This window comes from Brevibacterium sp. HMSC22B09 (genome assembly GCF_001806795.1).
GTDB classification, from domain to species: Bacteria; Actinomycetota; Actinomycetes; order Actinomycetales; family Brevibacteriaceae; genus Brevibacterium; species Brevibacterium ravenspurgense.
This window is the reverse complement of the sequence record NZ_KV786013.1, coordinates 132358-155060: the sequence shown is the minus strand read 5'-3', so window position 1 is coordinate 155060 and position 22703 is coordinate 132358. Positions and strand designations below refer to the sequence as shown.

At 61.9% G+C, this 22703-nt stretch carries 21 protein-coding genes; 6 read left to right on the top strand and 15 right to left on the bottom strand.

The window, feature by feature from the left end; all coding sequences use genetic code 11:
* Window positions 1-62 precede the first annotated feature (62 nt).
* A complete protein-coding gene (locus HMPREF3087_RS05805; protein WP_061940752.1) occupies window positions 63-1559 on the bottom strand; it encodes an MmgE/PrpD family protein in 1497 nt (498 codons plus the stop codon).
* Window positions 1560-1806: 247 nt separating this feature from the next.
* Between HMPREF3087_RS05805 and nadC the strand changes: the two genes are divergently transcribed.
* Genes nadC through HMPREF3087_RS05790 form a run of 3 tightly spaced genes read left to right on the top strand, consistent with a single transcriptional unit; the run spans window position 1807 to window position 3974 of the window.
* Window positions 1807-2709 (top strand): carboxylating nicotinate-nucleotide diphosphorylase, encoded by a 903-nt coding sequence (gene nadC / locus HMPREF3087_RS05800; protein ID WP_070428417.1) that lies wholly within the window; start codon window positions 1807-1809, stop codon window positions 2707-2709.
* A gap of 40 nt (window positions 2710-2749) precedes the next feature.
* On the top strand, window positions 2750-3286 hold the full coding sequence (locus HMPREF3087_RS05795) for a DUF4916 domain-containing protein (RefSeq protein WP_019174565.1): 537 nt from the start codon (window positions 2750-2752) through the stop codon (window positions 3284-3286).
* A gap of 46 nt (window positions 3287-3332) precedes the next feature.
* Window positions 3333-3974 (top strand): hypothetical protein, encoded by a 642-nt coding sequence (locus tag HMPREF3087_RS05790; RefSeq protein ID WP_070428416.1) that lies wholly within the window; start codon window positions 3333-3335, stop codon window positions 3972-3974.
* Between the two features lie 193 nt (window positions 3975-4167).
* Here HMPREF3087_RS05790 and HMPREF3087_RS05785 read toward each other — a convergent pair whose 3' ends face one another.
* On the bottom strand, window positions 4168-4806 hold the full coding sequence (locus HMPREF3087_RS05785; protein WP_062022036.1) for an NINE protein: 639 nt from the start codon (window positions 4804-4806) through the stop codon (window positions 4168-4170).
* A gap of 224 nt (window positions 4807-5030) precedes the next feature.
* On the opposite strand from HMPREF3087_RS05785, the gene HMPREF3087_RS05780 reads away from it, so the two are divergent.
* Complete coding sequence (locus HMPREF3087_RS05780; protein ID WP_070428415.1) at window positions 5031-6626, top strand: cation:proton antiporter family protein; 1596 nt, start codon at window positions 5031-5033, stop codon at window positions 6624-6626.
* Window positions 6627-6635: 9 nt separating this feature from the next.
* Here HMPREF3087_RS05780 and HMPREF3087_RS05775 read toward each other — a convergent pair whose 3' ends face one another.
* Window positions 6636-7349 (bottom strand): GOLPH3/VPS74 family protein, encoded by a 714-nt coding sequence (locus tag HMPREF3087_RS05775; RefSeq protein WP_070428414.1) that lies wholly within the window; start codon window positions 7347-7349, stop codon window positions 6636-6638.
* A 120-nt stretch (window positions 7350-7469) separates the two neighbouring features.
* Complete coding sequence (locus tag HMPREF3087_RS05770; protein ID WP_256173051.1) at window positions 7470-9392, bottom strand: BCCT family transporter; 1923 nt, start codon at window positions 9390-9392, stop codon at window positions 7470-7472.
* 183 nt (window positions 9393-9575) lie between these two features.
* Between HMPREF3087_RS05770 and radA the strand changes: the two genes are divergently transcribed.
* Window positions 9576-10925 carry a DNA repair protein RadA gene (gene radA / locus HMPREF3087_RS05765; RefSeq protein ID WP_062022026.1) on the top strand — a complete coding sequence of 450 codons (1350 nt, stop codon included), beginning with the start codon at window positions 9576-9578 and terminating at the stop codon, window positions 10923-10925.
* Window positions 10926-11003: 78 nt separating this feature from the next.
* Here radA and HMPREF3087_RS05760 read toward each other — a convergent pair whose 3' ends face one another.
* Together HMPREF3087_RS05760 and HMPREF3087_RS05755 are read right to left on the bottom strand one after the other, a co-directional pair.
* Window positions 11004-11522 (bottom strand): gamma carbonic anhydrase family protein, encoded by a 519-nt coding sequence (locus HMPREF3087_RS05760; protein ID WP_070428413.1) that lies wholly within the window; start codon window positions 11520-11522, stop codon window positions 11004-11006.
* A 101-nt stretch (window positions 11523-11623) separates the two neighbouring features.
* Window positions 11624-12322 (bottom strand): hypothetical protein, encoded by a 699-nt coding sequence (locus tag HMPREF3087_RS05755; protein WP_141738885.1) that lies wholly within the window; start codon window positions 12320-12322, stop codon window positions 11624-11626.
* A 61-nt stretch (window positions 12323-12383) separates the two neighbouring features.
* Between HMPREF3087_RS05755 and HMPREF3087_RS05750 the strand changes: the two genes are divergently transcribed.
* Window positions 12384-13427: an HhH-GPD family protein gene (locus HMPREF3087_RS05750; RefSeq protein ID WP_070428411.1), complete on the top strand. Its 1044-nt coding sequence runs from the start codon at window positions 12384-12386 to the stop codon at window positions 13425-13427.
* Here HMPREF3087_RS05750 and HMPREF3087_RS05745 read toward each other — a convergent pair.
* The 9 genes from HMPREF3087_RS05745 to HMPREF3087_RS05705 form a co-directional block, all read right to left on the bottom strand.
* Window positions 13390-13998 carry an amino-acid N-acetyltransferase gene (locus tag HMPREF3087_RS05745; protein ID WP_083272063.1) on the bottom strand — a complete coding sequence of 203 codons (609 nt, stop codon included), beginning with the start codon at window positions 13996-13998 and terminating at the stop codon, window positions 13390-13392. The two genes, HMPREF3087_RS05750 and HMPREF3087_RS05745, sit on opposite strands and share 38 nt — an antisense overlap.
* 69 nt (window positions 13999-14067) lie before the next feature.
* Window positions 14068-16683: an ATP-dependent Clp protease ATP-binding subunit gene (locus tag HMPREF3087_RS05740; RefSeq protein WP_070428410.1), complete on the bottom strand. Its 2616-nt coding sequence runs from the start codon at window positions 16681-16683 to the stop codon at window positions 14068-14070.
* A 132-nt stretch (window positions 16684-16815) separates the two neighbouring features.
* Window positions 16816-17145 (bottom strand): histone-like nucleoid-structuring protein Lsr2, encoded by a 330-nt coding sequence (locus tag HMPREF3087_RS05735; protein ID WP_070428409.1) that lies wholly within the window; start codon window positions 17143-17145, stop codon window positions 16816-16818.
* Window positions 17114-17362, bottom strand: coding sequence for a hypothetical protein (locus tag HMPREF3087_RS05730; RefSeq protein WP_019174552.1), 249 nt, complete (start codon window positions 17360-17362; stop codon window positions 17114-17116). Before HMPREF3087_RS05730 ends, HMPREF3087_RS05735 begins: the two co-directional genes overlap by 32 nt.
* A gap of 73 nt (window positions 17363-17435) precedes the next feature.
* On the bottom strand, window positions 17436-18983 hold the full coding sequence (gene lysS / locus HMPREF3087_RS05725) for a lysine--tRNA ligase (RefSeq protein WP_070428408.1): 1548 nt from the start codon (window positions 18981-18983) through the stop codon (window positions 17436-17438).
* A 78-nt stretch (window positions 18984-19061) separates the two neighbouring features.
* Window positions 19062-19844 carry an MBL fold metallo-hydrolase gene (locus HMPREF3087_RS05720; protein WP_070428407.1) on the bottom strand — a complete coding sequence of 261 codons (783 nt, stop codon included), beginning with the start codon at window positions 19842-19844 and terminating at the stop codon, window positions 19062-19064.
* Complete coding sequence (locus HMPREF3087_RS05715; protein WP_070428406.1) at window positions 19841-21007, bottom strand: ABC transporter ATP-binding protein; 1167 nt, start codon at window positions 21005-21007, stop codon at window positions 19841-19843. Before HMPREF3087_RS05715 ends, HMPREF3087_RS05720 begins: the two co-directional genes overlap by 4 nt.
* A complete protein-coding gene (locus tag HMPREF3087_RS05710; protein ID WP_083272062.1) occupies window positions 21004-21870 on the bottom strand; it encodes an ABC transporter permease in 867 nt (288 codons plus the stop codon). Before HMPREF3087_RS05710 ends, HMPREF3087_RS05715 begins: the two co-directional genes overlap by 4 nt.
* Entirely contained in the window at window positions 21867-22703 is an 837-nt protein-coding gene (locus HMPREF3087_RS05705; protein ID WP_070428405.1) for an ABC transporter permease, read from the bottom strand. Before HMPREF3087_RS05705 ends, HMPREF3087_RS05710 begins: the two co-directional genes overlap by 4 nt.

Here is a 22703-nt window from a genome sequence, read left to right as displayed (position 1 = left end):
GCCGCGTCCGCGCGGACGCGGCAGGCGCACGTCATCTTCTGATCAGTGACTGAAGTCAGAGATCAGAAGATGCCCGATGTGGTGGTCTTGTCCAGGCCGTCGACGACGAACGACAGTTCGCCGATTGCCTTGCCGTCGAGGTCGGCGAGGTTTTCGGCCAGGTCGATGAAGCGCTTCTGTTCGGAGTCCGACACGATGCCGTCGGCAAGCGTGTGGAACTTCTTGATGTAGTCAGCGCGCTCGAACGGACGTGCACCGTTGGGGTGAGCGTCTGCGACAGCGAGTTCGTCGACGAGGGTCGAGCCGTCTTCGAATTCGATTTCCACGCGACCGCCGAAAGCCATTTCGTCCGGGTCGGTCGAGTGGTAGCGGCGGGTCCACTCGGGGTCTTCGCGGGTTTCGATCTTGTGCCACAGTTCGACCGTTTCGGGACGTCCAGCACGCTCCGGTGCGTAGGAGTCGTTGTGGTGCCAGCCCTGGTCTTCCATGGCGACGGCGAAGATGTACATGATCGAGTGGTCGAGGGTTTCGCGCGAAGCCTTCGGGTCCATCTTCTGCGGGTCGTTTGCACCCGTTCCGATCACGTAGTGGGTGTGGTGCGAGGTGTGGATCGTGATCTTCTTGATCTTCGAGAAGTCATCGATCTGCTTGCCCATCTTGCGGGCGAGGTCGATGAGAGCCTGCGCCTGGTATTCAGCGGAGTGCTCCTTGGTGTAGGTGTCCATGATGGCGCGCTTGCTTTCGCCCTTGCCAGGCAGCGGGACGGTGTAGCGGGCTTCCGGACCGGACAGGATCCAGGCGATGAAGCCGTCTTCGCCTTCGTAGATGGGGTTCGGGGCGCCCTCGCCGCGCATTGCGCGGTCAACCGATTCGATTGCCATCTTGGCGGCGAATGCGGGTGCGTGCGCCTTCCAGGACGAGATTTCGCCCTTGCGCGACTGGCGGGTTGCCGTGGTCACGTGGAGTGCCTGGCCGATGGCCTGGAAGATGACTTCCTTGTCCAGGTGGAGCATGGCGCCGATGCCGGCTGCCGAAGCGACACCGAGGTGCGCCACGTGGTCGATCTTGTGTTCGTGCAGGCAGATGCCCTTGACCAGGTCGACCTGCATTTCGTATGCGGTGGCGATGCCGTTGATGAGGTCCTTGCCGCCGATGCCCTTGTGCTGGGCAACTGCGAGGACGGCCGGGATGTTGTCACCGGGGTGCGAGTACTCCTTCGCGAGGAAGGTGTCGTGGAAGTCGAGTTCGCGGACTGCAACACCGTTTGCCCATGCTGCCCATTCGGGGGACACGCGGTAGTCGGTGGCCAGACCGAAGATGTTGGCACCGGGAGCCAGCTTGTGCGGCATGGCCTGCTCGCGCGCCGAGGTGGGGGCCTTGCGGTGGACCGATGCGGCGGCAACGGCGGCGTTGTCGATGACGCGGTTGATGACCATGTCCTGAACGTCAGCGTCGACCGGAACCGGGTCGACGGCAACTTCGGCCATCTTGTAGGCGAGCTGGTCTTCGTGTGCCAGCTTTTCCGAGCTCTTGTACGTGCGTACTTCGTGGTTGATCATGGGTTCTCCTCTGGGTCGACCATGGTCGCGAAGGTGCGCGGGGGTGCGCACCCCGAAAGTATCTTGATATCAAGATAAGTCTAGCGTGACCGACAACGCACTGTGCAACCGGCCACACACTTTGATCCAGGTCTCAGTTTCCGGACGTGCCGGACCCCATGCGCGGCGCGGATCCCGTAGTCTGCGTGTGTTCAGCGAAACAGCCTCCCGCGGCCCAGGAACCAGCCAGCGTCGAAAGGATGCCGAAATGACAAGCACTCCCGCCATCAGCCGCCTCGAACTGCGAAACCTCATTGAGCGCTCCTTTGTCGAAGACGCACCGGCCGGCGACATCACGGCACAGACCTTCATTCCCGAATCTGCTCTCTTCACTGGTGTTGTGTCCGCCCGCGAACCCGGAGTGATGGCCGATGGCGGAGTCTTCGCCGAAGTCATGGCGGCCGCTGCTGAAGAAAGCAGGACCGCAGAGGTCGAGGTCGAGGTGCTCGTTGCCGACGGGCAGGAGTTCACAACCGGCGACCACCTGATCCGAATGTCAGGGCCGGCACGCGCGGTGCTGTTGGGCGAGCGCCTGGGGCTGAACCTGCTGCAGCGCATGTGCGCCATCGCCGCTGTCACCAAGAAGTTCACTGACGAGGCGCAGCGCGGCTTTGCGCGCAGCTCGAGCGGGCAGGGCTCTGTTCGGGTTGCGGACACCCGCAAGACCACCCCGGGCTTGCGGTTCCTGGAGCGCTACGCCGTGCGCTGCGGTGGTGGACACAATCATCGCCGCGGACTGTCTGACGCCGTAATGCTGAAAGACAACCACCTGTCGCTGCTGGGCGAAGGAGACGCGCTCACGGAGGCACTGCGCGCTGGCATTGCCGAACTGGGCCACACCGTGCACGTCGAGGTGGAAGTCGACCGGCACGAACAGATCGAACCGGTGGTTGCAGCTGGGATCGGCACCATCATGCTCGACAACTTCACTCCCGATCAGCTGCGGAAGGGAGTTGAGCAGGTGGCCGGCCGCGCCGTTGTGGAAGCCAGCGGCGGCGTCAACCTGAACACGATTGCCGACATCGCGGCCACCGGTGTCGACGTCATTTCAGTCGGCGCTCTCACGCACTCTGTTGTCAACCTCGACCTGGGACTTGACGCACTCGACTGAACCACCCCATCGGAGCGGTTTCTGCCGCTACGATGGCCCCATGACGCGCACCGCTCTGGACTACGACGACAACTGGTTCTCCGCAGACGAACTGGCCTACCTTCGCCGTCGCCTGCCGATCACCTACGTGCACGCCGTGCCGCTGCTGCTGGGCCAGGCCGGCGAAGTCGAACGCATCGGCCTGCTCATGCGCCAGTCGGAAGGCCGGCTGGGACGCGAACTCGTGGGTGGGCGCGTCAAGTATCACGAGCCCCTGCGAGCGGCCCTTCAGCGGCACCTCGAAAGCGATCTGGGCCCGCTGGCACTCCCCCGCCTTCCAGAGTCCCTCACCCCGTTCCACGTGGCGGAGTACTTCCCGACCGAGGGTGAGTCCCGCTATTACGATCCGCGGCAGCACGCGATTGCGCTGTGCTACACGGTTCCCGTCACCGGCGAATGCCAGCCCAGCCAAGACGCGCTGTCAGTCGACTGGTACACGCCCGCCCAGGCACTGGCCGACACTGTGGCCGAAGACATGGCCCACGGCCAGCACGCCATCGTGAAACTGGCGCTGGCCCACTGCGGCGTTCTGCCGTAGCCGACGGCTTCTGCGCAGCGGGTGACTGCCGATCGGAGATCTTCAGATGACCTATGACGATGCGGCATGGTTGACGAGCCGAGAGCCTTTGCAGGTCGATGTGCTCGAACTGAGCCTGACCACACGAATACCAGATTTCGGCAACATGTCAGCTGCGGCGATTCTCCATCCTTTTGAGGACGAGAACGGCCAACCGCTCAAATGGCTAGAGGCTGACAAGTCTCGAGGCGCGGACGCAATCGAACTTTCAACGGGATCGGATCGATTCTCACCTACTACTGGGGAACTGGATCATGCTCAAGCGAAGATCCTGCTGCAGATTCTGTGCCCCGTTCGGACATCTGTGCACCTTGGCTTCAGCGCGGATGTTCTTGTTACCCCGTCCTCACCGCACACCGGCATGCATCGCAACGCGGAAGGTCGGATCATCGCATCTGATCAACGACTTGTGGCTGTCGGCGGTGAACGGTTCCTCATGTGCCAGTTCACTGGTACGGGTCTTGAGCTGATGGAGTCGCTGTGTACAGCTGATGGTTGGATCGAGTGGCCTAACTTGATGTGGGCCGATGACAGATTCTGGATGCTCGATTCGCATTGGGATGCGCCGTTCACCGTCGTAGCCGCTGACGTGGAGACAATAGACCGCATCTCGTCATGCCCTGGGCTCGACTCTGTAAGGGTTCGCTGAACGTTCGGATGACTTCTTTGACTGGATCACCGTCCCGGTCAGCACACCTACCTCGTGGGTGCGTTCCTGGGCACCTCGGTCGGCGCCTAAAACAGCCCCGCAGATGCAAAAGGTGTGAGCCGCGAACACAGTGTTCGCGGCTCACACCTTTTCTGCACCCAGCTGCTGGCCGGGCGTGACGATCAGCTGCGCATTAGTTGGGGCGCAGCGGCAGGCCGTTGGAGTCCTTGGCGTTGCCCGCCAGCATGATGATGCCGTCGATCAGACCCCACAGCGAACCGAGGCCCAAGGTGACGAACGTGACGATCAGCTGCGCAACACCCAAGCCGATGTGGCCGGTGTAGAAACGGCCGACACCGAAACCGCCCAAGAGGATGCCGAGCAGACCGGCAACCAGCTTGGACTTTTCGCTGTAGGGCAGGCCCGACACCGGGTCATAGCCGTAGGGAGCACCGGGTGCGCCGGCACCTGGGCCGGGCTGGCCGTATCCGGCCTGGTGAGTGCCGGGCTGGCCGGGCTGGCTGTAAGCCGCCTGCTGGTCCTGACCCGGGTAGCCGGCGCCGGGCTGGCTGTATGCACCGTTGTCAGCCGGCTGGCTGTGGGCGGACTGCTGGCCCTGAGCCTGGTTGTCCGCTGCCGGCTGGCTGTACGGGTCGTAGGCTGCCGTCTGTCCAGCATCAGTCGGCTGGCTCGCTGGAGCAGCTTCCGGTGCCGGCGGGGCGGCCGGTTCCTGCGGCTGTTCGTACGGCGAACCGCTGTCCTGCCCGAAAGCAGCGTTGCCTTCTGCGTTTTCCGGATTGCTGCCGTATGGGTCGTAGGGCGGCTGAGCCATGTTCTCCTCCGTCAAGTTTGCTGAATGACTGGACAAAATTACCGGGACAAAATGTACCTGGCGTCACAGTCAGGTTACATAAACATGACAGCAGCCGCCTAGATTTTCGCGCCCTTGAAACTGCGCTCACGGCTGGCCTATTGGGTCGCTGCTGACTCTGAAACGGAACACAACACGACACCGACCGAGCACATGCCGGGACAAAAAGTAGTTAACTGTGAATCATGGATCTGCTTATCGTCTATGTAGCCACGGTGTTTCTGTGCGGCCTCGCCGCCTGGGCTGTCCGGCTTCCTCCGCTCATCGGCTTCCTCGCGGCCGGGTTCATCCTCAATGCGCAGGGTGTGGAGCAGATGCAGGCGATGGAGGTCCTGGCCGACATCGGCGTCACGCTCATGCTTTTCGCCATCGGCCTGCGCTTAGACCTGAAAGCCCTCACAGACAAGGCCGTGTGGTTCACCGCCGGCGCTCACATTGTGATCATGACCGCGATAAGCGCCGCTTTCATCACAGCCTTGAACATTCTCGGCGCTTTCGGTCCCACAGACCTTCAGGTCGCAGTGCGCATCGGCGTGGTCCTGGCCTTCTCATCGACGATCGTTGTCATCAAGATCCTGCAGGACCGGGGTGACGAACAGTCCCTCTACGGCAATATCTGTGTGGGCATCCTCATCATGCAGGACATCGCCGCCGTCATATTCATCAGCATTCTGCGCGGCGAAGCACCCAGCGCGTGGTCGCTGAGCCTGGTGGTGGTCATTCCGCTTCTCATGGTCGCCACCCGCCGCTGGTACAAGCTCGGCCACGGTGAACTGGGCGCGCTCTTCGGCATCGCAATGGCCCTCATTCCCGGTTACGCGCTGTTTGAGTTCTTCGGCCTGTCAGGCAGCTTGGGAGCTCTCATCATGGGCCTCGTCCTGGCCCGCTCCCCCGGTGCCGAACAGCTGTCACACGCTCTGTTCACGTTCAAGGAGCTCATGCTCGTTGCGTTCTTCGTCAACGTCGGCTTCATGGGCCTGCCCACCATGCAGAACCTGGTCGATGCATTCCTGCTTCTGCTGCTCATCCCCATACAGGCAATCCTGTTCTGGGCAATCCTGTGGTACTTGGGCCTGCGCAACCGCACAGCCGTGCTGGCAGCGCTTCTTCTGGCGAACTATTCGGAGTTCTCGCTCATCATCGCCGCTATGGGAGTCGACAGCGGTTGGCTGGACACCCGCTGGATGCTCTCACTCGTCTTGGCTGTGTCGCTGAGCTTCATCGTGTCCGCTGTGCTCAACCCGCAGTCGGTTTCCCCTGCAACACATCTGGCTCAGCGCCTGCCCACGCGTCCGCCCCACCTCATCCACCCTGAAGACCGGCCCATCGACCTGGGCCAGGCACGGGCGCTCATCCTGGGTATGGGGCGCGTGGGTCAGGCCTGCTACGCGGAGCTGACGGGGATTCTCGGCGATGAACAGGTTCTGGGCGTCGAGCACGACCCCGTGCGCGTGCGCGAACTTCAGGGGAAGGGCTGCAACGTGGTGGAAGGTGACGCCACCGACATCGACTTCTGGGCGCGCGTCAAAGCCGCCCACCAGATCGACATGATCATGCTCGCCATGCCCGCACAGCACGCCAATGTCGATGCCGTGAAGGAAATCCGCGCTTCTCACGTTGACACTGAGGACACCACGATCGCATCGGTGGCCATGTACATCGAAGATGTAGAAGAGCTCAACGAACTGGGCCTCGACGTGGTTGTCCACCTGCAGGACGGCGCCGGTGAAAGCCTTGCCGAACGCACCCTCATCAAGCACGCCCGCACCAAGGAGCAGTGACAGCGGGAGTCAGGAGCTGGTGACCACGGTGGTCGAGGCTGCAATGGCGGCACTGGCTGCCACAATGGCGGCTTCGTCTGCGGCTTTCTTGATGGCCTTGCGCACCGCACTGTCCGCGGCCGAAGCTTCTGCGGCCTCCTGCGCCTGTTTGATGAGCTCCTTGCGGTTCGGGGCAGAGCCGTCTATCGCGTGGTCCACTTTCTTTCCTGCAGCCAGCAGCCCCAGAAGTGCGCCCGTGTGTTCATCGACTTTCGGTGCAGTGGCAATGGGCCCGGTGTCCAGCTGACGTGCAATTGACTGCCGCAGCTCATCACCCGTAACCCCATCAGCCAACCGCCACGCGGTGCCGGCTGGGATGAACAGGAACTTCTTCTGCTTTGAACGCACAGTCCCCTGCCTCTGCAGCCGCTCCATGAGCGAACCGTGCAGGTCCTTGGTGAGTGCTTCAATTGCCTTCTGCGTGGTCAGCGGCTTTGTGCTTTTGTCCTGCGCTTCCGTCAATCGGGCAAGCGCAGCCGTAAGAAACGGATCCGCGGGTGCCGCGCCGTCTATGATTTCCACCCGCGGTTTCTTCTGGTCCGGTTCCGGCACGGCCACAGCACCAGCCACGAGGAGATCAGAGAACACCGCCCCGGCGAGCATCGCATCGACATCTTTGCCAACGGCCACGGGGCCTTCAGGTTTGCTGAGCAGAACAATGAGGTCATCAACGAGCAGGCTCATGTTCCAACTGTACTCAGCTGAGCTCAAAAGAACAGGGGTCTTCAGAGAAGACCCGGGTGAGGAAAAGGCACGAGGCGGAGCTGCCCCTCGTGCCTTTTCTCATGACTTCCGCTCCTGTCGTCAGTCCTCCGACTGCGGCGGATTCTTTTTGCGCATGGGCAGCAGAGCAGGTGCCGTACGCTCAATGCGGTAGTCAATCCGGTTGTCCAGGCTCTCTTCCCATTCGCGGCGCATACGGTCAGACCAGTCCTCGTCCGGCACCAATCCGCCTTCGGAAAGGTCGTCGACAACAGCCTCGCGCACGTGCTCGGTGAGTGCCTGCGCGCGGCCAAGCAGACGCTGACGCTCGACCAGCTTCTGGTCGAGCTTGAGCGAACGCAGAGTCGCAAAGCACATCAGCAGCAGAATGATGCTGAACGGCAGAGCAGTGGCGAGCGCACCCGCCTGAATCGATTCGAGACCGCCGGACAGCAGCAGGGCGATGGCGATCGCACCTTCAAGGAACGCCCACAGGACACGCGTCCACAGCTTCGGATTGGGGTGACCGCCCGAACACAGCATGCACACCACCAGCGAACCGGAGTCTGAGGAGGTGATGAAGAAGATCGTCACCAGAATGATCGCGATGACCGACAGCACACTGCCCAGCGGAAGCGTGTTCAGCACCTGGAAGAGCGCGCTTTCGGCCACAACGCCTTCGCCGGAGGCCTTATCCCACAGGTCGCCGACCGTCAGCTGGCGCAGAATGCCGGTCGAACCCATCACCGAGAACCACAGGAAGCCGACCGCTGTGGGCACGAAGATGACGCCCATGATGAATTCGCGAATTGTGCGGCCGCGAGAAATGCGGGAAATGAACACGCCGACGAAGGGTGCCCACGAAATCCACCAGCCCCAGTAGAACAGGGTCCAGGAGGAAGCCCAGGTCTGCCCGTCATCGCCGGTGTAGGTGGCGGTGTCCATCGTCATGTTGAAGAAATCGGCCAGGTAGAAGCCGAGTGATTCCACCAGGTTGCGGAAGATGAACACGGTCGGACCCAGAATGATGATCGAAATCAGCAGGACTCCGGCCAGGGTCAGGTTTCCGGTCGAGAGCCACTTAATGCCCTTGCCCAGGCCGCTGACCACGGATGTCGTAGCAAGGAGGGTGATGACCACGATGAGCACGACCAGCAGCGTTTCGCTCACCTCGCTGATCAGCCCCATCGACTGCACACCGGCAGCAATCTGCTGGACGCCCAGTCCCAGCGACGTGGCGACGCCGAAGATGGTTCCCATGACAGCGACGACGTCAACGGCATCGCCCAGCCAGCCGTGGACGCGCTTGCCCAGGATCGGCTCAAGAGCCCAGCGGATCGACACGGGGCGTCCGCGGCGGTGAATGCCGTAGGCCAGGGCCAGGCCGATGATGGCGTAGATCGACCACGGGTGCAGGCCCCAGTGGATGAAGGTTTGGGCCATGCCGTGTTTGGCCAGCTGTTCGGGCCCGCCTTCCCAGCCGGGCTTCGGGTCTGATGTCGCGTAGATCAGCGGTTCCGCCACACCGTAGAACACCAGGCCCACACCCATGCCCGCTGCGAAGAGCATGGAGAACCAGGGGATCAAGCCGAACTCGGGTTCTTCGTTGTCTCGACCCAATCTGATTCCGCCGTACTTGCTCAGCCCGAAGTACAGGGCGAAGACGATGAAGATGGCCACCACGAGCATGTACCACCAGCCGAGCGCACTGACGATCCATTCCTGCGCGGTGGTCAGAACAGTGCCGGTGACATCGGGCAGGGCGATCGCGGCGACCGTGAGGACCGCCGTGATGATGAGCGAGGGCCAGAAGACTCGCGGAGTAATGAAGCCGCGGCCGATTTTCACGCCCTGTGCGCGAAGCTGACCCACGATGCGCAGGTCGGCAGCTTCGTTGTCAATGGGGCGGATTTCGCCCGCTTCGGGGTCAAGCGGGTCGACCAGCGCTGCGTTCTGAGATTCGCTGAGCCGCTCTTCCAAGTCCATGTGGGCCTCAGGGCGATCGGCCGAGTTGTCGGCGGTCATCCTTCGTTCTCCTCTGCTGTCAACTGGTGACTGGTCAGATATCCACACTACACACACGGATTTCGCAGGGTCTTTGCAAAGCGACGCATCCCGGCACAACAACCAGGCTTCCGGCCGCTGTCGAGGTGGAGGTCAGGCCGGTCTGATTCCCTCTGTGTGAGTGCCTCATGGCACGCTGTGCATATGACTTACGAATGCACGGACTGCGGCTACCGGAGCCCCAAATGGCTGGGCCGCTGCCCCAAGTGCGGGGAATGGGGAACTTTGGAAGAGGCCGTCCAGCTGGGAGCCTCTGCCAAGACGAAAGCGGCTAAGCCCACAGCGCTGACAGCTGCTAAGCCCATGACTGAAATCGACCCCGCCTCGGCCCGTGCGCGCTCCACGCAGGTAGATGAGCTCGATCGTGTGCTCGGCGGCGGCTTTGTTCCCGGCGGGGTTGTTCTGCTGGCCGGAGAACCCGGCGTCGGCAAGTCCACTCTGCTGCTCGATGTTGCCGGCAAGGCCGCGGCGGCCGGGCAGCGGGTCCTCTACGTCACGGGCGAAGAATCGCAGGGGCAGGTGCGCGGTCGCGCTGAGCGAATCGGTGCGGTGCAGGAGCACCTCCTGCTGGCAGCAGAAACCGATCTGGCCACGGTGCTGGGCCAAATCGAAGCGGTTTCCCCTGACCTGCTGATCGTCGACTCCGTGCAGACGGTTGGTTCATCAGAAGTCTCCGGTGTTCCCGGCGGCGTCACCCAGGTTCGGGAAGTCGCGGCGTCCCTGATCCGCGAAGCCAAAGTGCGCGGACTGCCCACCATCCTTGTTGGCCATATAACCAAGGACGGCAATGTTGCCGGACCGCGGCTCTTAGAGCACCTGGTGGATGTCGTGTGCAGCTTCGAAGGCGACAGGCATTCGCGCATGCGAATTCTGCGCGCTCTGAAGAACCGCTACGGAACAACTGACGAGGTCGGCCTGTTCGACATGGACGAAACCGGCATCAGCAGTGTTGTCGATCCGGCCCAGATGTTCGTCGGATCATCGAACTCGCCGGGCACCTGCCTGACGGTTGCACTTGAGGGCAAGCGAGCGATGATCGTCGAAATCCAAGCGCTCGTCGACCCCCAGGAGGGCGGCGGCTCACCCCGGAGGGTGGTCAACGGACTCGATTCTTCCCGCGTGGCTATGAACATCGCTGTTGTCGGCCGCAGCTTAGAACAGAGCATCAGCGGACGCCACGACGTCTACGTGTCGACCGTCGGCGGCATCAAACTGTCTGAGCCCGCAGTCGACCTCGGGGTCTGTTTGGCCCTGGCAGGCGCATACGCTGGCCAGCCGCCCAAAGACAGGCTGGTCGCAGTGGGCGAAATCAGCCTATCCGGTGAAATTCGGCGGGTTCCCGGAATTCAGCAAAGACTGATCGAAGCGTCCCGCCTGGGTTTCAGCCGCGCCATAGTCGCAAAAGGCTCTCTCACCGACATCACGGTGCCCCAGGGCATGCGCGTGGCCGAATGCACCACTCTGCGCGATGCCGTCGACATCGCCTACAGCTGAGTGCGGCTGCGCTGAGCCTTTTGTGCATGCTGCCGGCAGGAGTGAACACTGCCTGTCGGCATTTCAGCTTCGGTGTTGTCAGTCGATCGCCTTCGCGTGACGGTGGGCAGTCTGCACGTAGTGCGCGGCTGACTGCGGCAGGAAGTCGAGCTCTTCCTGGGTCAGTTCACGGCGAACCTTGGCGGGAGCACCCGCAATAAGCGACCCATCGGGAACCTTGGTGCCTTCCAGAACCAGCGCACCAGCAGCCACCAGGCAGTCCTTGCCGATCTCTGCCCCGTTCATGATGGTGGCGGACATGCCGATGAGCGTGCGATCACCGATTGTGCAGCCGTGAACCACCGCACTGTGGCCGACCGTGACGTCATTGCCCACAGTGCAGGGATAGTCTTCGTCAGCGTGCAGAACCACATTGTCCTGCAGGTTGGTGCGCTCTCCTACCGAAATCGTCGCGGTATCACCGCGGACTGAAACCCCGTAGAAGGCGCTGGAGTCTTCAGCCATGATCACGTCACCGGAAAGGGTGGCCGTGGGAGCGAGAAATGCGGCGTCGTCAGCTTTCGGGACGCCATTGTCCAGAGGAATGATGTGTGCCATGTCACCATCCTAGCCAGACGCGAGCACAGAAGCAGAAAGACACGTGCCTTTCGGTCACGTGTCTTCCAGATCAGCTGACAGCATCAGCGGCAACAGCAGAATCAGCTGTCTTTGCTGTCGGCCTTGCTGTCCTTCTTGCTGGCTTTGCCGTCCTTTTTGTCGGCTTTATCGTCTTTGCCGTCTTCGTCGCTGTCCTTTTCGGGCTCGTCAATGACGGTGAAGGGGTGCGGTGGGCTTGTGACTTCACCCAGTTTCACAACCAACTGGTATTCGCCGGGTTCAAAGCTGTCGGCGGTTTTGTTGCAGTTCTTGTCTGTGGGCACCAGCGACCAGGACAGAGTTGTGTTCTTCGCGGTTCCCGGCGCGAACACACGCTGTTCGTCCTGCCCTTCAGAGGAGCACCACGCTGAATCCCACACTGTCTTGTCATCCTGCTGGATGATGAACTGCTGCGAAGCAGAACCGACCTCAATCTGGCAGGCGGCCGAGTGTTCGTTCTTGACGTTGAGAGTCATGGTGGCTTTATCGCCGGGCTTGTACTCCTTTTTGTCCATTCCCGCAGCGAGAGTCACCTGGTCGACAGGACACGTGCCGCTGGCCTCATCGCCTTCGGGCCCGGGAGCCTGCTCCTGCTGTTCCTCTTCGGCCTTCCCAGCAGCCGCTTCCTGCTGGTCGGCAGGTTTGGCGGTCTGCTCGCCTGAACCTGACAGAGCCTGCACGAGCAGAACGATTCCGACGATGAACAGGGCGAGGATGAGCACAGCCAAGCCCAGCACCGTCATTCGGCGGCGTCGGTACACTTCGGGAGGATGGCGGCGCACAGGCGCTGCCGGCCTCGGAGCATTGGAAGGAGTCATCCCTTTGAGCGTACGTCGCCACACCGATTCCGTCCGTGGGACACACCGCCGACCGGTCGATCTCGAGGCTCTGCACACCGCTGTCATCGACTGGTTCGCCCAGCACGAACGCCCCCTGCCCTGGCGGAAGCCGGGCACCTCCGTCTGGGGTGTTCTGGTGTCCGAGGTGATGTCCCAGCAGACCCCCATGTCCCGAGTGGCACCCCGTTGGACCGAGTGGATGCGGAAGTGGCCCACCCCAGCGGATCTGGCATCCGCCTCGACCGCGGATGTGCTGGTCGCCTGGGACACGCTCGGCTACCCAAGGCGTGCTCTGCGGCTGCAGGAGTGCGCTCAGGCAATCGTCACTGATCACGGCGGGAACGTGCCGCACGATGAGGAGGTGCTCCTGGGCCTGCCCGGGATCGGGGCGTACACGGCGGCTGCCGTTGCGGGATTCGCCTTCGGTGCGCGCACAGCGATTCTGGACGTCAACATCCGCAGGGTTCTTGCCCGCGCAGTCGACGGCCACGAACACCCCGGCAACGCGACAAAAGCCGAAACAGCGTGGGCCCGCGAACTGCTGCCGGAATCACCGCAGCGTTCGGTCCGCTGGAACGCGGGGACCATGGAGCTCGGCGCTTTGGTGTGCACCTCCCGCAATCCGCGGTGTGACGAGTGTCCGCTGCTGGCTCAGTGCGCGTGGGTTGCTGCGGGCAAACCCGCAAGCCCCGAACGCAAACCGAAAACGCAGGCTTGGCATGGCACGGATCGTCAGCTGCGCGGGGCGATCATGGGTCTGCTGCGCACCTCCCACGGCACACCGGTGCGAGCGGATCTGCTTGTTGCGGACACCGCGGATTTCGATGTGGATGCGGCCGCCCTGCTGCCGGAGAAAGTGCAGGACGGCATAGCGAAGGTCCGTCGGCTGGCTGACGGTGAAAGGATTGCGCGCCTCGTAGATGACCTTGAGGCCGATGGGCTGCTGTGCCGTCAGACGGCAGAGCAGTCAGGAGAGCGCTGCAGCGTTCTTACGCTTCCGCAGGCGCAGTCTCCGTCAGATCAATGATCATGCGCTTATTGCCCAGTGTGTTGGGTTTGACGCGGGCCAGGTCGAGGAACTCGGCGGTTCCTTCGTCAGTTGAGTGCAGGAGCTCCTGAAACACGGTCGGAGACACGGGGATGCCCGAAATCTGCTCAAAGCCGAGGCTGGTGAAGAACTCGGTTTCGAATGTCAGGCAGAAGACCTTTTTGATGCCCATGATGCGGGCTTCTTCCAGCAGTGTCGTGATGAGTGTGCGGCCTACTCCCCTACGGCGGTAGTCCGGACTGGTTGCAACCGTGCGGACCTCTGCGATTTCGTCCCAGAACACGTGCAGGGCAGCACAGCCTGCGAGGGTTTCCGTGCCGTCTTCGGCAATGTCGACAATCACCCGGAACTGCTGCAGCGCTTCGAAGTAGCTGACCATGTCCTTTGCCACCAGGACGCGCTCATCGACCAGCGGCTGGGTCAGTGCGTTGATCTTCGCGGCGTCAGTAGTGCGAGCCCGGCGCAGAAACAGGCCGCTTTCAAGCCGAATGGGCGAATAGGCGGCTGACAGCTGCTGGGCAATGGGATCTGCGGGTGCGTTGGCGGACATGCTCTCAGTGTAGAAGGGCCCGCGAACGGTGTTCCGTTCGCGGGCCCTTCTGGATTTCAGCTGAGGCGATCAGCTGTCGGTGGAGGTTTCTGCTCCGGCTTCGCGGGCGGCTCCCCCGTCCGAGTTGTCGCCTGCGCTGTGCGAAGCGGCGGCGTTGGCCGGACCGGCTTCGGCAATAGCACCGGTTTCGTCTTCGTCGTCAGCACCGACCTTGACGGGTACGCGGTTTTCGCTGACGCCCTTGAACGTGAATTCGGCGTCTGCTCCTTCGCCTTCGACATCGACGTAGATGGTCTGTCCGGGGCGGATTTCGTTGAACAGAATCCGTTCGGACAGCGGGTCTTCGATTTCGCGGGCGATGGTGCGGCGCAGCGGGCGCGCACCGAGCACCGGGTCGAAGCCGCGGTCTGCCAGCACCTGACGGGCGTCCTGCGACACTTCGATCGTCATGGACTGGTCGGCCAGGCGGTCACTGAGGCGGTTGATGAACAGGTCGACGATCTTGATGATGTCTTCCTTGTTCAGCTGCGGGAACACGATGGTGTCGTCAACGCGGTTGAGGAACTCGGGGCGGAAGTGCTGCTTGAGCTCTTCAGATACGCGCTGCTTCATGCGGTCGTACGATGCGTCCGAGTCACCTTCCACCTGGAAGCCCATGGGGGTGCCGCGGTTGATTTCGCGGGTTCCCAGGTTGGTGGTCATGATGATGATCGTGTTCTTGAAGTCGATTTCGCGGCCCTGCGAGTCTGTCAGACGGCCGTCTTCCAGAATCTGCAGGAGCGAATTGAAGATGTCGGCGTGAGCCTTTTCGACTTCGTCGAACAGCACAACCGAGAACGGGTTGCGGCGGACCTTTTCGGTCAGCTGACCGCCTTCGTCGTAGCCGACGTAGCCGGGAGGCGAACCGAACAGGCGCGACACCGTGTGCTTCTCGGAGAACTCCGACATGTCCAGCGTGATGAGCGCTGATTCATCGCCGAACAGGAATTCGGCCAGAGCCTTGGCCAGTTCGGTCTTGCCGACACCGGTGGGACCGGCGAAGATGAACGAACCAGAGGGACGACGGGGGTCCTTCAGGCCAGCACGGGTACGGCGAATAGCACGCGAGATCGACTTGACGGCTTCCTGCTGGCCGATGATCCGCTTGTGCAGTTCGTCTTCCATGCGCAGCAGACGCGAGGACTCTTCCTCCGTGAGCTTGAAGACCGGAATTCCGGTGGACTGAGCCAGGACTTCCGCAATGAGCTCTTCGTCGACGATTGCTCCGGCGCCCTGGTTTTTCTTCTTCCAGTCCTTTTCAGCGCTGTCGCGCTGTTCCGTCAGGTCCATTTCCTCCTGACGGGCATTGGCGGCGGTTTCGAAGTCCTGCTTGCTGATGGCAGCTTCTTTGCGCTTCTTGGCGTCGGCAATCTTGTCGTCGAGCTCCTTGAGCTCGGACGGCTGCGACATGCGGGTGATGCGCAGCTTCGCGCCGGCTTCGTCGATCAGGTCGATTGCCTTGTCCGGCAGGAACCTGTCGTTGATGTAGCGGTCCGAAAGGTTCACAGCAGCTGCCAGCGCACCGTCGATGATGGTCACCTTGTGGTGGTTTTCGTACTTGTCGCGCAGGCCCTTCATGATCTTGATGGCGTCCGACAGTGTGGGTTCGGGCACCTGGATGGGCTGGAAGCGACGTTCGAGCGCGGCGTCCTTTTCGATGTTCTTGCGGTACTCGTCCAGCGTTGTCGCACCGATCGTCTGCAGTTCGCCGCGAGCAAGCATCGGCTTGAGGATCGAGGCTGCGTCAATTGCGCCTTCAGCTGCACCGGCACCGACGAGCGTGTGGATTTCGTCGATGAACAGGATGATGTCGCCGCGGGTGCGGATCTCCTTGAGCACTTTCTTCAGGCGCTCTTCGAAGTCACCGCGGTAGCGCGAACCGGCAACCAGCGAACCGAGATCAAGCGTGTACAGCTGCTTGTCCTGCAGCGGTTCGGGGACATCGCCGGCGACGATCGCCTGGGCGAGGCCTTCCACAACGGCGGTCTTGCCCACACCGGGTTCGCCGATGAGCACCGGGTTGTTCTTGGTGCGGCGGGACAGCACCTGCATGACGCGGTTCTGCTGTTCGCGGCGGCCGATGACGGGGTCGAGGCTGCCTTCGCGGGCCGCCTGCGTGAGGTTGCGGCCGAACTGGTCGAGCACCAGCGAACCGGACGGCTGGCCCTCTTCGCGGCCGCCGGCTCCGGCGGTTGCGGGCTCCTTGCCCTGGTAGCCGGAGATGAGCTTGATGACTTCCTGACGCACACGCGGCAGATCAGCGCCGAGCTTGACGAGCACCTGCGCGGCGACGCCTTCGCCTTCGCGAATAAGGCCCAGCAGGATGTGTTCCGTGCCGATGTAGGTGTGGCCCAGCTGCAGGGCTTCGCGGAGCGAAAGTTCGAGGACCTTCTTTGCTCGCGGTGTGAAGGGAATGTGTCCGGAAGGGGCCTGCTGGCCTTCGCCGATGATTTCGGTGACCTGGTCGCGGACCTGCTCGAGAGAGATGTCCATGCCTTCCAGAGCCTTGGCAGCAATGCCTTCGCCTTCGTGGATGAGGCCGAGCAGGATGTGTTCCGTGCCGATGTAGTTGTGCTTGAGCAGCTTGGCTTCTTCCTGAGCCAAGACCACTACTCGTCGGGCACGGTCGGTAAACCGTTCGAACATTAGCCCTCCTGGGTCGCTGTACGGTCCGTAATGTCTAGCACCATAACCACGCGAGAGCCGGTTTTATTGCGATTTCGCCCTCAGCCGAAGCGTTTCGGCTGAGGGCGAAATTCTGCTGGAATCCCTGCTGTGTCAGTGGGCTTTGTCGTAGGCCTCGACGATGTCGGCGCGGATGCGGCCGCGGTCGGACACTTCGTAGCCCTTGCTGCGGGCCCAGTCACGGATCTCCGCGAGGTCTGAGCGGGAAGCCTTCGGGCTGGCGGTCTTGCGGCCGGTTGATGCGGGGCGCTCTGCGCGGCGGGCGACTTTGACGTAGCCGGCCAGCAGTTCGCGAAGCCGCGAGGCGTTGTCTGCGGTCAGTTCGATTTCGTAGAGCTTGCCGTCGATGCCGAATTCAACGGTTTCGTCGGCATTTTCACCAGTCAGATCGTCAATGAGGACGGTCGTCACCTTGCGAGCCATCGTGTTGGTCCTTTCGTGGATCTTCAGAAACGTCCTGCGGCTCGGCTGCGCTGTCACGCTCAGTGGTTTCACGCTGCGCGTTTTCGCGCTGAGCCTTGTGGATTTCCATTTCTGCGTAGTAGCGGTCCATTTCCTTCCGCTCTGTGCTGTCGGACTTGATAATGGCACGCAGAACGTACCAGAAAAGAAGCCCAACCACGATGGAAGGAAGAAGCACCCTCAAATATTCCACAGGAATCCCTAACGATCAAAACCTATAAGAGCCATTGAAATGAACAGTGATTATATTCTCAGTATTCCAAAGGCTTAACGAATGGGAAGAGCACGGTTTCGCGAATACCGAGGCCGGTCAGCGCCATGAGCAGGCGGTCGATTCCGATGCCGACACCGCCGGTCGGGGGCATTCCGTGTTCCATTGCCCGCAGGAACTCTTCGTCCAGCGGCATGGCCTCGTCGTCGCCCTTGGCAGCGTCCTTGGCCTGTGCTTCGAAGCGCTCCCGCTGAATTACCGGGTCAACGAGCTCCGAATAGCCGGTTGCCAGTTCAAAGCCGCGAACGTAGAGGTCCCACTTTTCGACGACGCCCTTCTTTTCGGGGTGCTCACGAACAAGCGGCGACGTGTCGACGGGGAAGTCGGTCACGAAGATCGGGCCGTCGAGCTTGCCTTCGTGGAAGTGCTCCCACAGTTCTTCCACGTACTTGCCGTGGGACTTGAATACGCCTTCCATGTCGACATTGTGCTTGTCGGCAATGCGCACGAGTTCTTCAATGGGCGTTTCCGGCGTAATGTCCTCCCCGGATTCCGCGGCCAGTGATTCGTACATTGAGATCCACGGCCATTCACCTCCGAGGTCATATTCAGTTCCGTCATAAAGGGTGACGGTGGTAGATCCGGTGGCGTCAATTGCTGCGTTCTGAATGAGCTTTTTGGTCAGAGCGGCAGCGGATTTGAAATCGCCATACGCTTCATAGAATTCAAGCATTGCGAATTCCGGAGAATGTGTGGCGTCGACACCTTCATTGCGGAAATTGCGGTTGATTTCGAAGATCTTGTCAAGACCGCCGACAACTGCCTTCTTGAGGAACAGTTCGGGTGCGATGCGCAGGAACAGCTCCATGTCGTAGGCGTTGATGTGGGTTTTGAAGGGGCGTGCGGCCGCACCGGACGGGATCACCTGAAGCATGGGGGTTTCGACTTCGATGAAGCCTTCGTCTTCGAAGGTGTGGCGCAGCGAGGACATCACCTTAGAGCGGGTGCGCACCATGTCCCTGGCTGCCGGGCGCATGATCAGGTCCAGGTAGCGCTGGCGTACGCGGCCCTCTTCGTCGAGCTGGGTGTGCATCGGCGGCAGCGGACGGACGGCCTTCGAAGCCATCTGCCAGCTGTCGGCCATGACGGAAAGCTCACCGCGGCGCGAGGAAATAACGCGGCCGTGGAGGAACACGTGGTCGCCCAGGTCGACATCGGCTTTCCACTGGCTGAGGGCTTCTTCGCCGACTTCCTTCAGCGACAGCATGCCCTGCAGCTGGGTGCCGTCGCCGGCCATGAGGGTTACGAAGCACAGTTTTCCGGTGTTGCGCTGAAAAACTACGCGGCCGGCAACGCCGACGACGTCCTCGGTTTCTTCGCCGGCTTCGAGGTGCGCGTACTTGTCGCGGATTTCGCCGAGGCTGTGGGTTACGCCGACCCGCACGGGGTAGGCTTCACGGCCTTCTTCCAGCAGCCGAGCGCGTTTTTCCTTGCGGATGCGCAGCTGTTCGGGGTCGAGGTGTTCGGGAGTTTCGGCGTCTGCGCCGCCAGCGGGCACAGTTGCGGCATTGTCAAGATTTTCAGGCATGGTCTAAGGATAGCGAAGGAGCCGCGTCCTGAACCAAGCCGAGCCCGGTGCCGAAAGCCTGCCGAGGGCTTACTGAACTCAGCTGAAAGACCCGAGCGGGAACCTGTCCCCCGGCGCACACATCGTGACCTTCCCATCGAAGACTTCGCGAACTTCCGCCTCGATATCGGGAATGTGGTCGGGGTCGGCCACGTGAGTGACCGCAAGGTGCTTCACTCCGGCTTCTCGGGCCAGCTGACCGACCGTGTGTCCGTCGAGGTGACCGTGACCTGTCACATCGATGTTGTCTGCAGCCCGGTAGGTGCACTCCGCCAACAGCAGCGAAGCACCGCGGGAGAACTCGACGAGTTCATCTGTCAGGCCCGTGTCGGCGGTGTACACAAAGCCGTAATCGGGAAACTTGATGCTCATGGTCGGCACGGGGTGGTCCGCCAGGATCGTCTGCACGCGGTGGCCCACAACTTCGAAGCCCTCTCCGGGTTCGCGGACTTTCATGTCAAAGCGGCTGCCCAGGGGCGTCTTCATCGTGTCCAGCGTTGGGATCCCGTAGACGTCGTCGAGTTTGGGCAGCCGGGAGACCAGGTCCTCCGGCGCGTACAGCGGCAACGAGGGCAGCACCTGCGGGAACGAACGCCGGTACGCGAGCACCGGAAGGTCTGCACTGTGGTCCGCGTGCGAATGTGACACGAGGAGGGCATCGACCTCGTCGAGTCGGCGGTCTTTTGCCAGGCCGCCGATCACGCCGGGGCCGCAGTCGATGAGGATCGATCCGCGAGGTGTGGTCAGCAGGTATCCGGATGCTGGACCCAGGTACGTCGGTGCGGTCGCCGATGCTCCGATTACTGTCAGTTCTGCGTTCATTTCTCCACCTGAGGTACGTGCCTGCGTTCACTTGCTCGAATCAGCGTCCGCTGTCCGATTTCCATGCGGACCCGAGCGTCCGCCGGGACTCGAAGTCCATCTTCGAGTTCTGCCTTCACAACAAATCCGTCACCGCGGTATTCGACTTCGCGCACAACACCGATCACACCGCCGGCATGCGAGGTGCCTGTCGGCTCGGTCTCAGCAAGCAGCCCCGCTTCTTTGGGCTCACTGTCCACGAGAACCGCTTCGAAATCGACTGAGCGAACAGCCAGGCCCACAGTGCCGTCAGCGGTTTTTCCCTGCCCGTCGTCGAACTTGACGGGCACTGACAATCCTGGCTTGATGACTGCGCGCTGCGAATCGGTGTATTCGACCACCGGCAGGACGGAGGCGTGGCCGAGAAACTCCGCGGCCCACGCAGAATTCGGGTGGGCCCATACTGATTCGGGTTTGCCGGACTGTTCGATGCGGCCGCTGTTCATCATGACCAGGTGATCGGCCATGGCGAGCGCCTCTTCTTGGTCGTGGGTGACGATCACGGTGGTCACACCGGCTTTGCGAATCATTTTCCGCAGGTCCGCTCTCAGCTGTCCGCGCAGCTGTGGGTCGAGTGCGCCGAGCGGTTCGTCAAGCAGAAGAACCTTCGGGTTGGGCGCCAGCGCACGGGCAATGGCAACGCGCTGCCGCTGTCCACCGGACAGTTCGTCAGGAGCCCGGTCGGCCAGTTCGGTGATCCGGCACAGCTTCAGCATTTCCTGCACTCGTTCTAGGCGCTGTGCCTTGGGCACCTTCTGAGCGCGGAGGCCGAATGCAATGTTGCTTTTGACGTCGAGGTGCTCAAACAGTGCGTACTGCTGCGGCACCCAGCCCACTCGCCGACGGCTGACCGGCAGGTGCGTAACGTCCTCCGTGCCGAAACTGATCGTTCCCGAGGTCGGCGCAAGAATTCCGCCGATGGTTTTGAGCAGAGTTGTCTTTCCGCAGCCCGAAGGCCCCACGAGAGCCGCAATGTCGCCGGCGCCCAAAGTCATGTTGATGCCTTCGAGTGCTGCGCGTTCCATTCCCGGATAGGCGAAGTTGACGTCCCCTACCGTCAGACCCGGAACAGTGGTTTCCTGCCCGTGAGCTTCGGAAGATGTTTCGACGGAGACGGCTGTCATACCGCCCCTCCCTTCTGAACCTGGAATTTCTCCAGCACGATTGCCGGCGGAATGACCATTGCCAAGAAGATTGCGGTCTGCGCGGCGGCCAGCTCGATTCGGCCGGTGATATAGGTGTCGAACAGGAACACCGGCATCGGCTGAGCGCTGGGAGTGAAAAGAAAGAACGTGACGTTGAACTCGCCCAGCGACATCGTCACGACCATGACGAGCCCGCCGATCAGGGCCCTGCGGACAGCCGGCAGCGTGACTGAGAAGAAAATCTTCGCAGGCCCCATGCCCAGTGATGAGGCAACCAGCTCCTGCTCTTTGAGCCTCTCGGAGTTCATTGCCGGAATCAGAGCGCTGAGGAGAAACGGCAGGGTGTAGAGAACGTGACCGGCCACCATCAGCCATCCGCTTGGTCGCAGCACCGGATAGCTCAGGATCAGAGCGAGACCGACGGCAATACCGGGAATCGCAATCGGCAGCGTCGATACTGACTGCAGCAGACCTCGGCCTGGAAAGCTGTAGCGCGTGATGAAGCGGGTCGCGGGGAGAGCAACCAGCAGGTCGATGACCATGACGATGATGGCTACCTGCAGGCTGATGAAGACCGACTGGTCCATGCGCTGCCAAGCCTGTGACAGCCACTGACCTGTCATTCCTCCGCTGAGCCCTGTGACCCAGTTCTTGCTGATGGCAACAGCAAGAACGATGGGCAGGGGCAACAGTGTGATGGCGCAGGCTGCGATTGCAAAGATGAATCCCACCGCCTGTACGGGATCTTTTGTTCCCTTCGGGCTCTTCTTCGGCAAGGTGGTCTGCGCGGTTCCGACGCTGGTGTCGACTGCTCCATCCCGCTGCGCTGTGGGTGCTGTCATGTTCGTACGCTCACAATTCGTTTGCTTCCCCACGCGTTGACCCCGATGAGCACTGTGGTTGTCACAACGGCCAGGATGATGCTGAGGGTCGCCGCGAGTTCGGGACGGAAGTTCTCGGTGAATGCCGCCGCGATCTCAAGCGGCATAACCCTTTGCCCCCGTGCCAGGGTCGCCGCTGTGCCGTAGGCTCCGAAGGCTGTCGCGAACGCAAGTCCGCTGGCAGAGGCAATTGCGGGGCGGAGCGCGGGGATGATGACCCGGCGGTACACGCCGACAGTGCCTTCACCAAGACTCTGCGCGGCCTGAACGGTTTCCGGGCGGACTGCGGCAGCCGCTCCGCGGACGACCAGGACGATGCGGGGAATCTGAAAGTACAGGTATCCCAGCGTCAGGCCCGCCCAGGTGTATGCGATCTGCAGGTGTCGCTGGCCGATTGCGCTTTCAAAGGCCAAAGGCACCACACCGGTGTTGCCGACGAGCAGGATGATGAAGAAGCCGACCACGATTCCGGGCAGGCTGAGCGGAATGCTCAGGGCAACCGCCATCCCCCGGGTAAGTGCCGTGTCCTGGGTTCCGATGTAGAGCCCGGCCGGCACACAGAGGATGAGTGCGAGGACCGTTGAGAGCAATGCCAGCACTGCGGTGACGAGCATTGCCTTCTGGTAGCGAGAGCTAGTGAGGGCCCCAACGTAGTTGCTGAGGGTGAAGTGGCCGCTGCCGTCTGTCAGGCTGGCCAGCCCCAGTGTGAGCAATGGCCAGATGAGCACGGCTCCGAGCACTATGAGCAGCGGAACCGCCAACAGAGCGGCAGCGGCCTTTGAACGGCTGGTCAT

Excerpts from the sequence above, each read along its gene's own strand:
- HMPREF3087_RS05805 (WP_061940752.1), bottom strand. The coding sequence starts at position 1,559 with ATGATCAACCACGAAGTACGCACGTACAAGAGCTCGGAAAAGCTGGCA.
- nadC (WP_070428417.1), top strand. The coding sequence starts at position 1,807 with ATGACAAGCACTCCCGCCATCAGCCGCCTCGAACTGCGAAACCTCATT.
- HMPREF3087_RS05795 (WP_019174565.1), top strand. The coding sequence starts at position 2,750 with ATGACGCGCACCGCTCTGGACTACGACGACAACTGGTTCTCCGCAGAC.
- HMPREF3087_RS05790 (WP_070428416.1), top strand. The coding sequence starts at position 3,333 with ATGACCTATGACGATGCGGCATGGTTGACGAGCCGAGAGCCTTTGCAG.
- HMPREF3087_RS05785 (WP_062022036.1), bottom strand. The coding sequence starts at position 4,806 with ATGGCTCAGCCGCCCTACGACCCATACGGCAGCAATCCGGAAAACGCA.
- HMPREF3087_RS05780 (WP_070428415.1), top strand. The coding sequence starts at position 5,031 with ATGGATCTGCTTATCGTCTATGTAGCCACGGTGTTTCTGTGCGGCCTC.
- HMPREF3087_RS05775 (WP_070428414.1), bottom strand. The coding sequence starts at position 7,349 with ATGAGCCTGCTCGTTGATGACCTCATTGTTCTGCTCAGCAAACCTGAA.
- HMPREF3087_RS05770 (WP_256173051.1), bottom strand. The coding sequence starts at position 9,392 with ATGACCGCCGACAACTCGGCCGATCGCCCTGAGGCCCACATGGACTTG.
- radA (WP_062022026.1), top strand. The coding sequence starts at position 9,576 with ATGACTTACGAATGCACGGACTGCGGCTACCGGAGCCCCAAATGGCTG.
- HMPREF3087_RS05760 (WP_070428413.1), bottom strand. The coding sequence starts at position 11,522 with ATGGCACACATCATTCCTCTGGACAATGGCGTCCCGAAAGCTGACGAC.
- HMPREF3087_RS05745 (WP_083272063.1), bottom strand. The coding sequence starts at position 13,998 with ATGTCCGCCAACGCACCCGCAGATCCCATTGCCCAGCAGCTGTCAGCC.
- HMPREF3087_RS05740 (WP_070428410.1), bottom strand. The coding sequence starts at position 16,683 with ATGTTCGAACGGTTTACCGACCGTGCCCGACGAGTAGTGGTCTTGGCT.
- HMPREF3087_RS05735 (WP_070428409.1), bottom strand. The coding sequence starts at position 17,145 with ATGGCTCGCAAGGTGACGACCGTCCTCATTGACGATCTGACTGGTGAA.
- lysS (WP_070428408.1), bottom strand. The coding sequence starts at position 18,983 with ATGCCTGAAAATCTTGACAATGCCGCAACTGTGCCCGCTGGCGGCGCA.
- HMPREF3087_RS05720 (WP_070428407.1), bottom strand. The coding sequence starts at position 19,844 with ATGAACGCAGAACTGACAGTAATCGGAGCATCGGCGACCGCACCGACG.
- HMPREF3087_RS05715 (WP_070428406.1), bottom strand. The coding sequence starts at position 21,007 with ATGACAGCCGTCTCCGTCGAAACATCTTCCGAAGCTCACGGGCAGGAA.
- HMPREF3087_RS05710 (WP_083272062.1), bottom strand. The coding sequence starts at position 21,870 with ATGACAGCACCCACAGCGCAGCGGGATGGAGCAGTCGACACCAGCGTC.
- HMPREF3087_RS05705 (WP_070428405.1), bottom strand. The coding sequence starts at position 22,703 with ATGACCAGCCGTTCAAAGGCCGCTGCCGCTCTGTTGGCGGTTCCGCTG.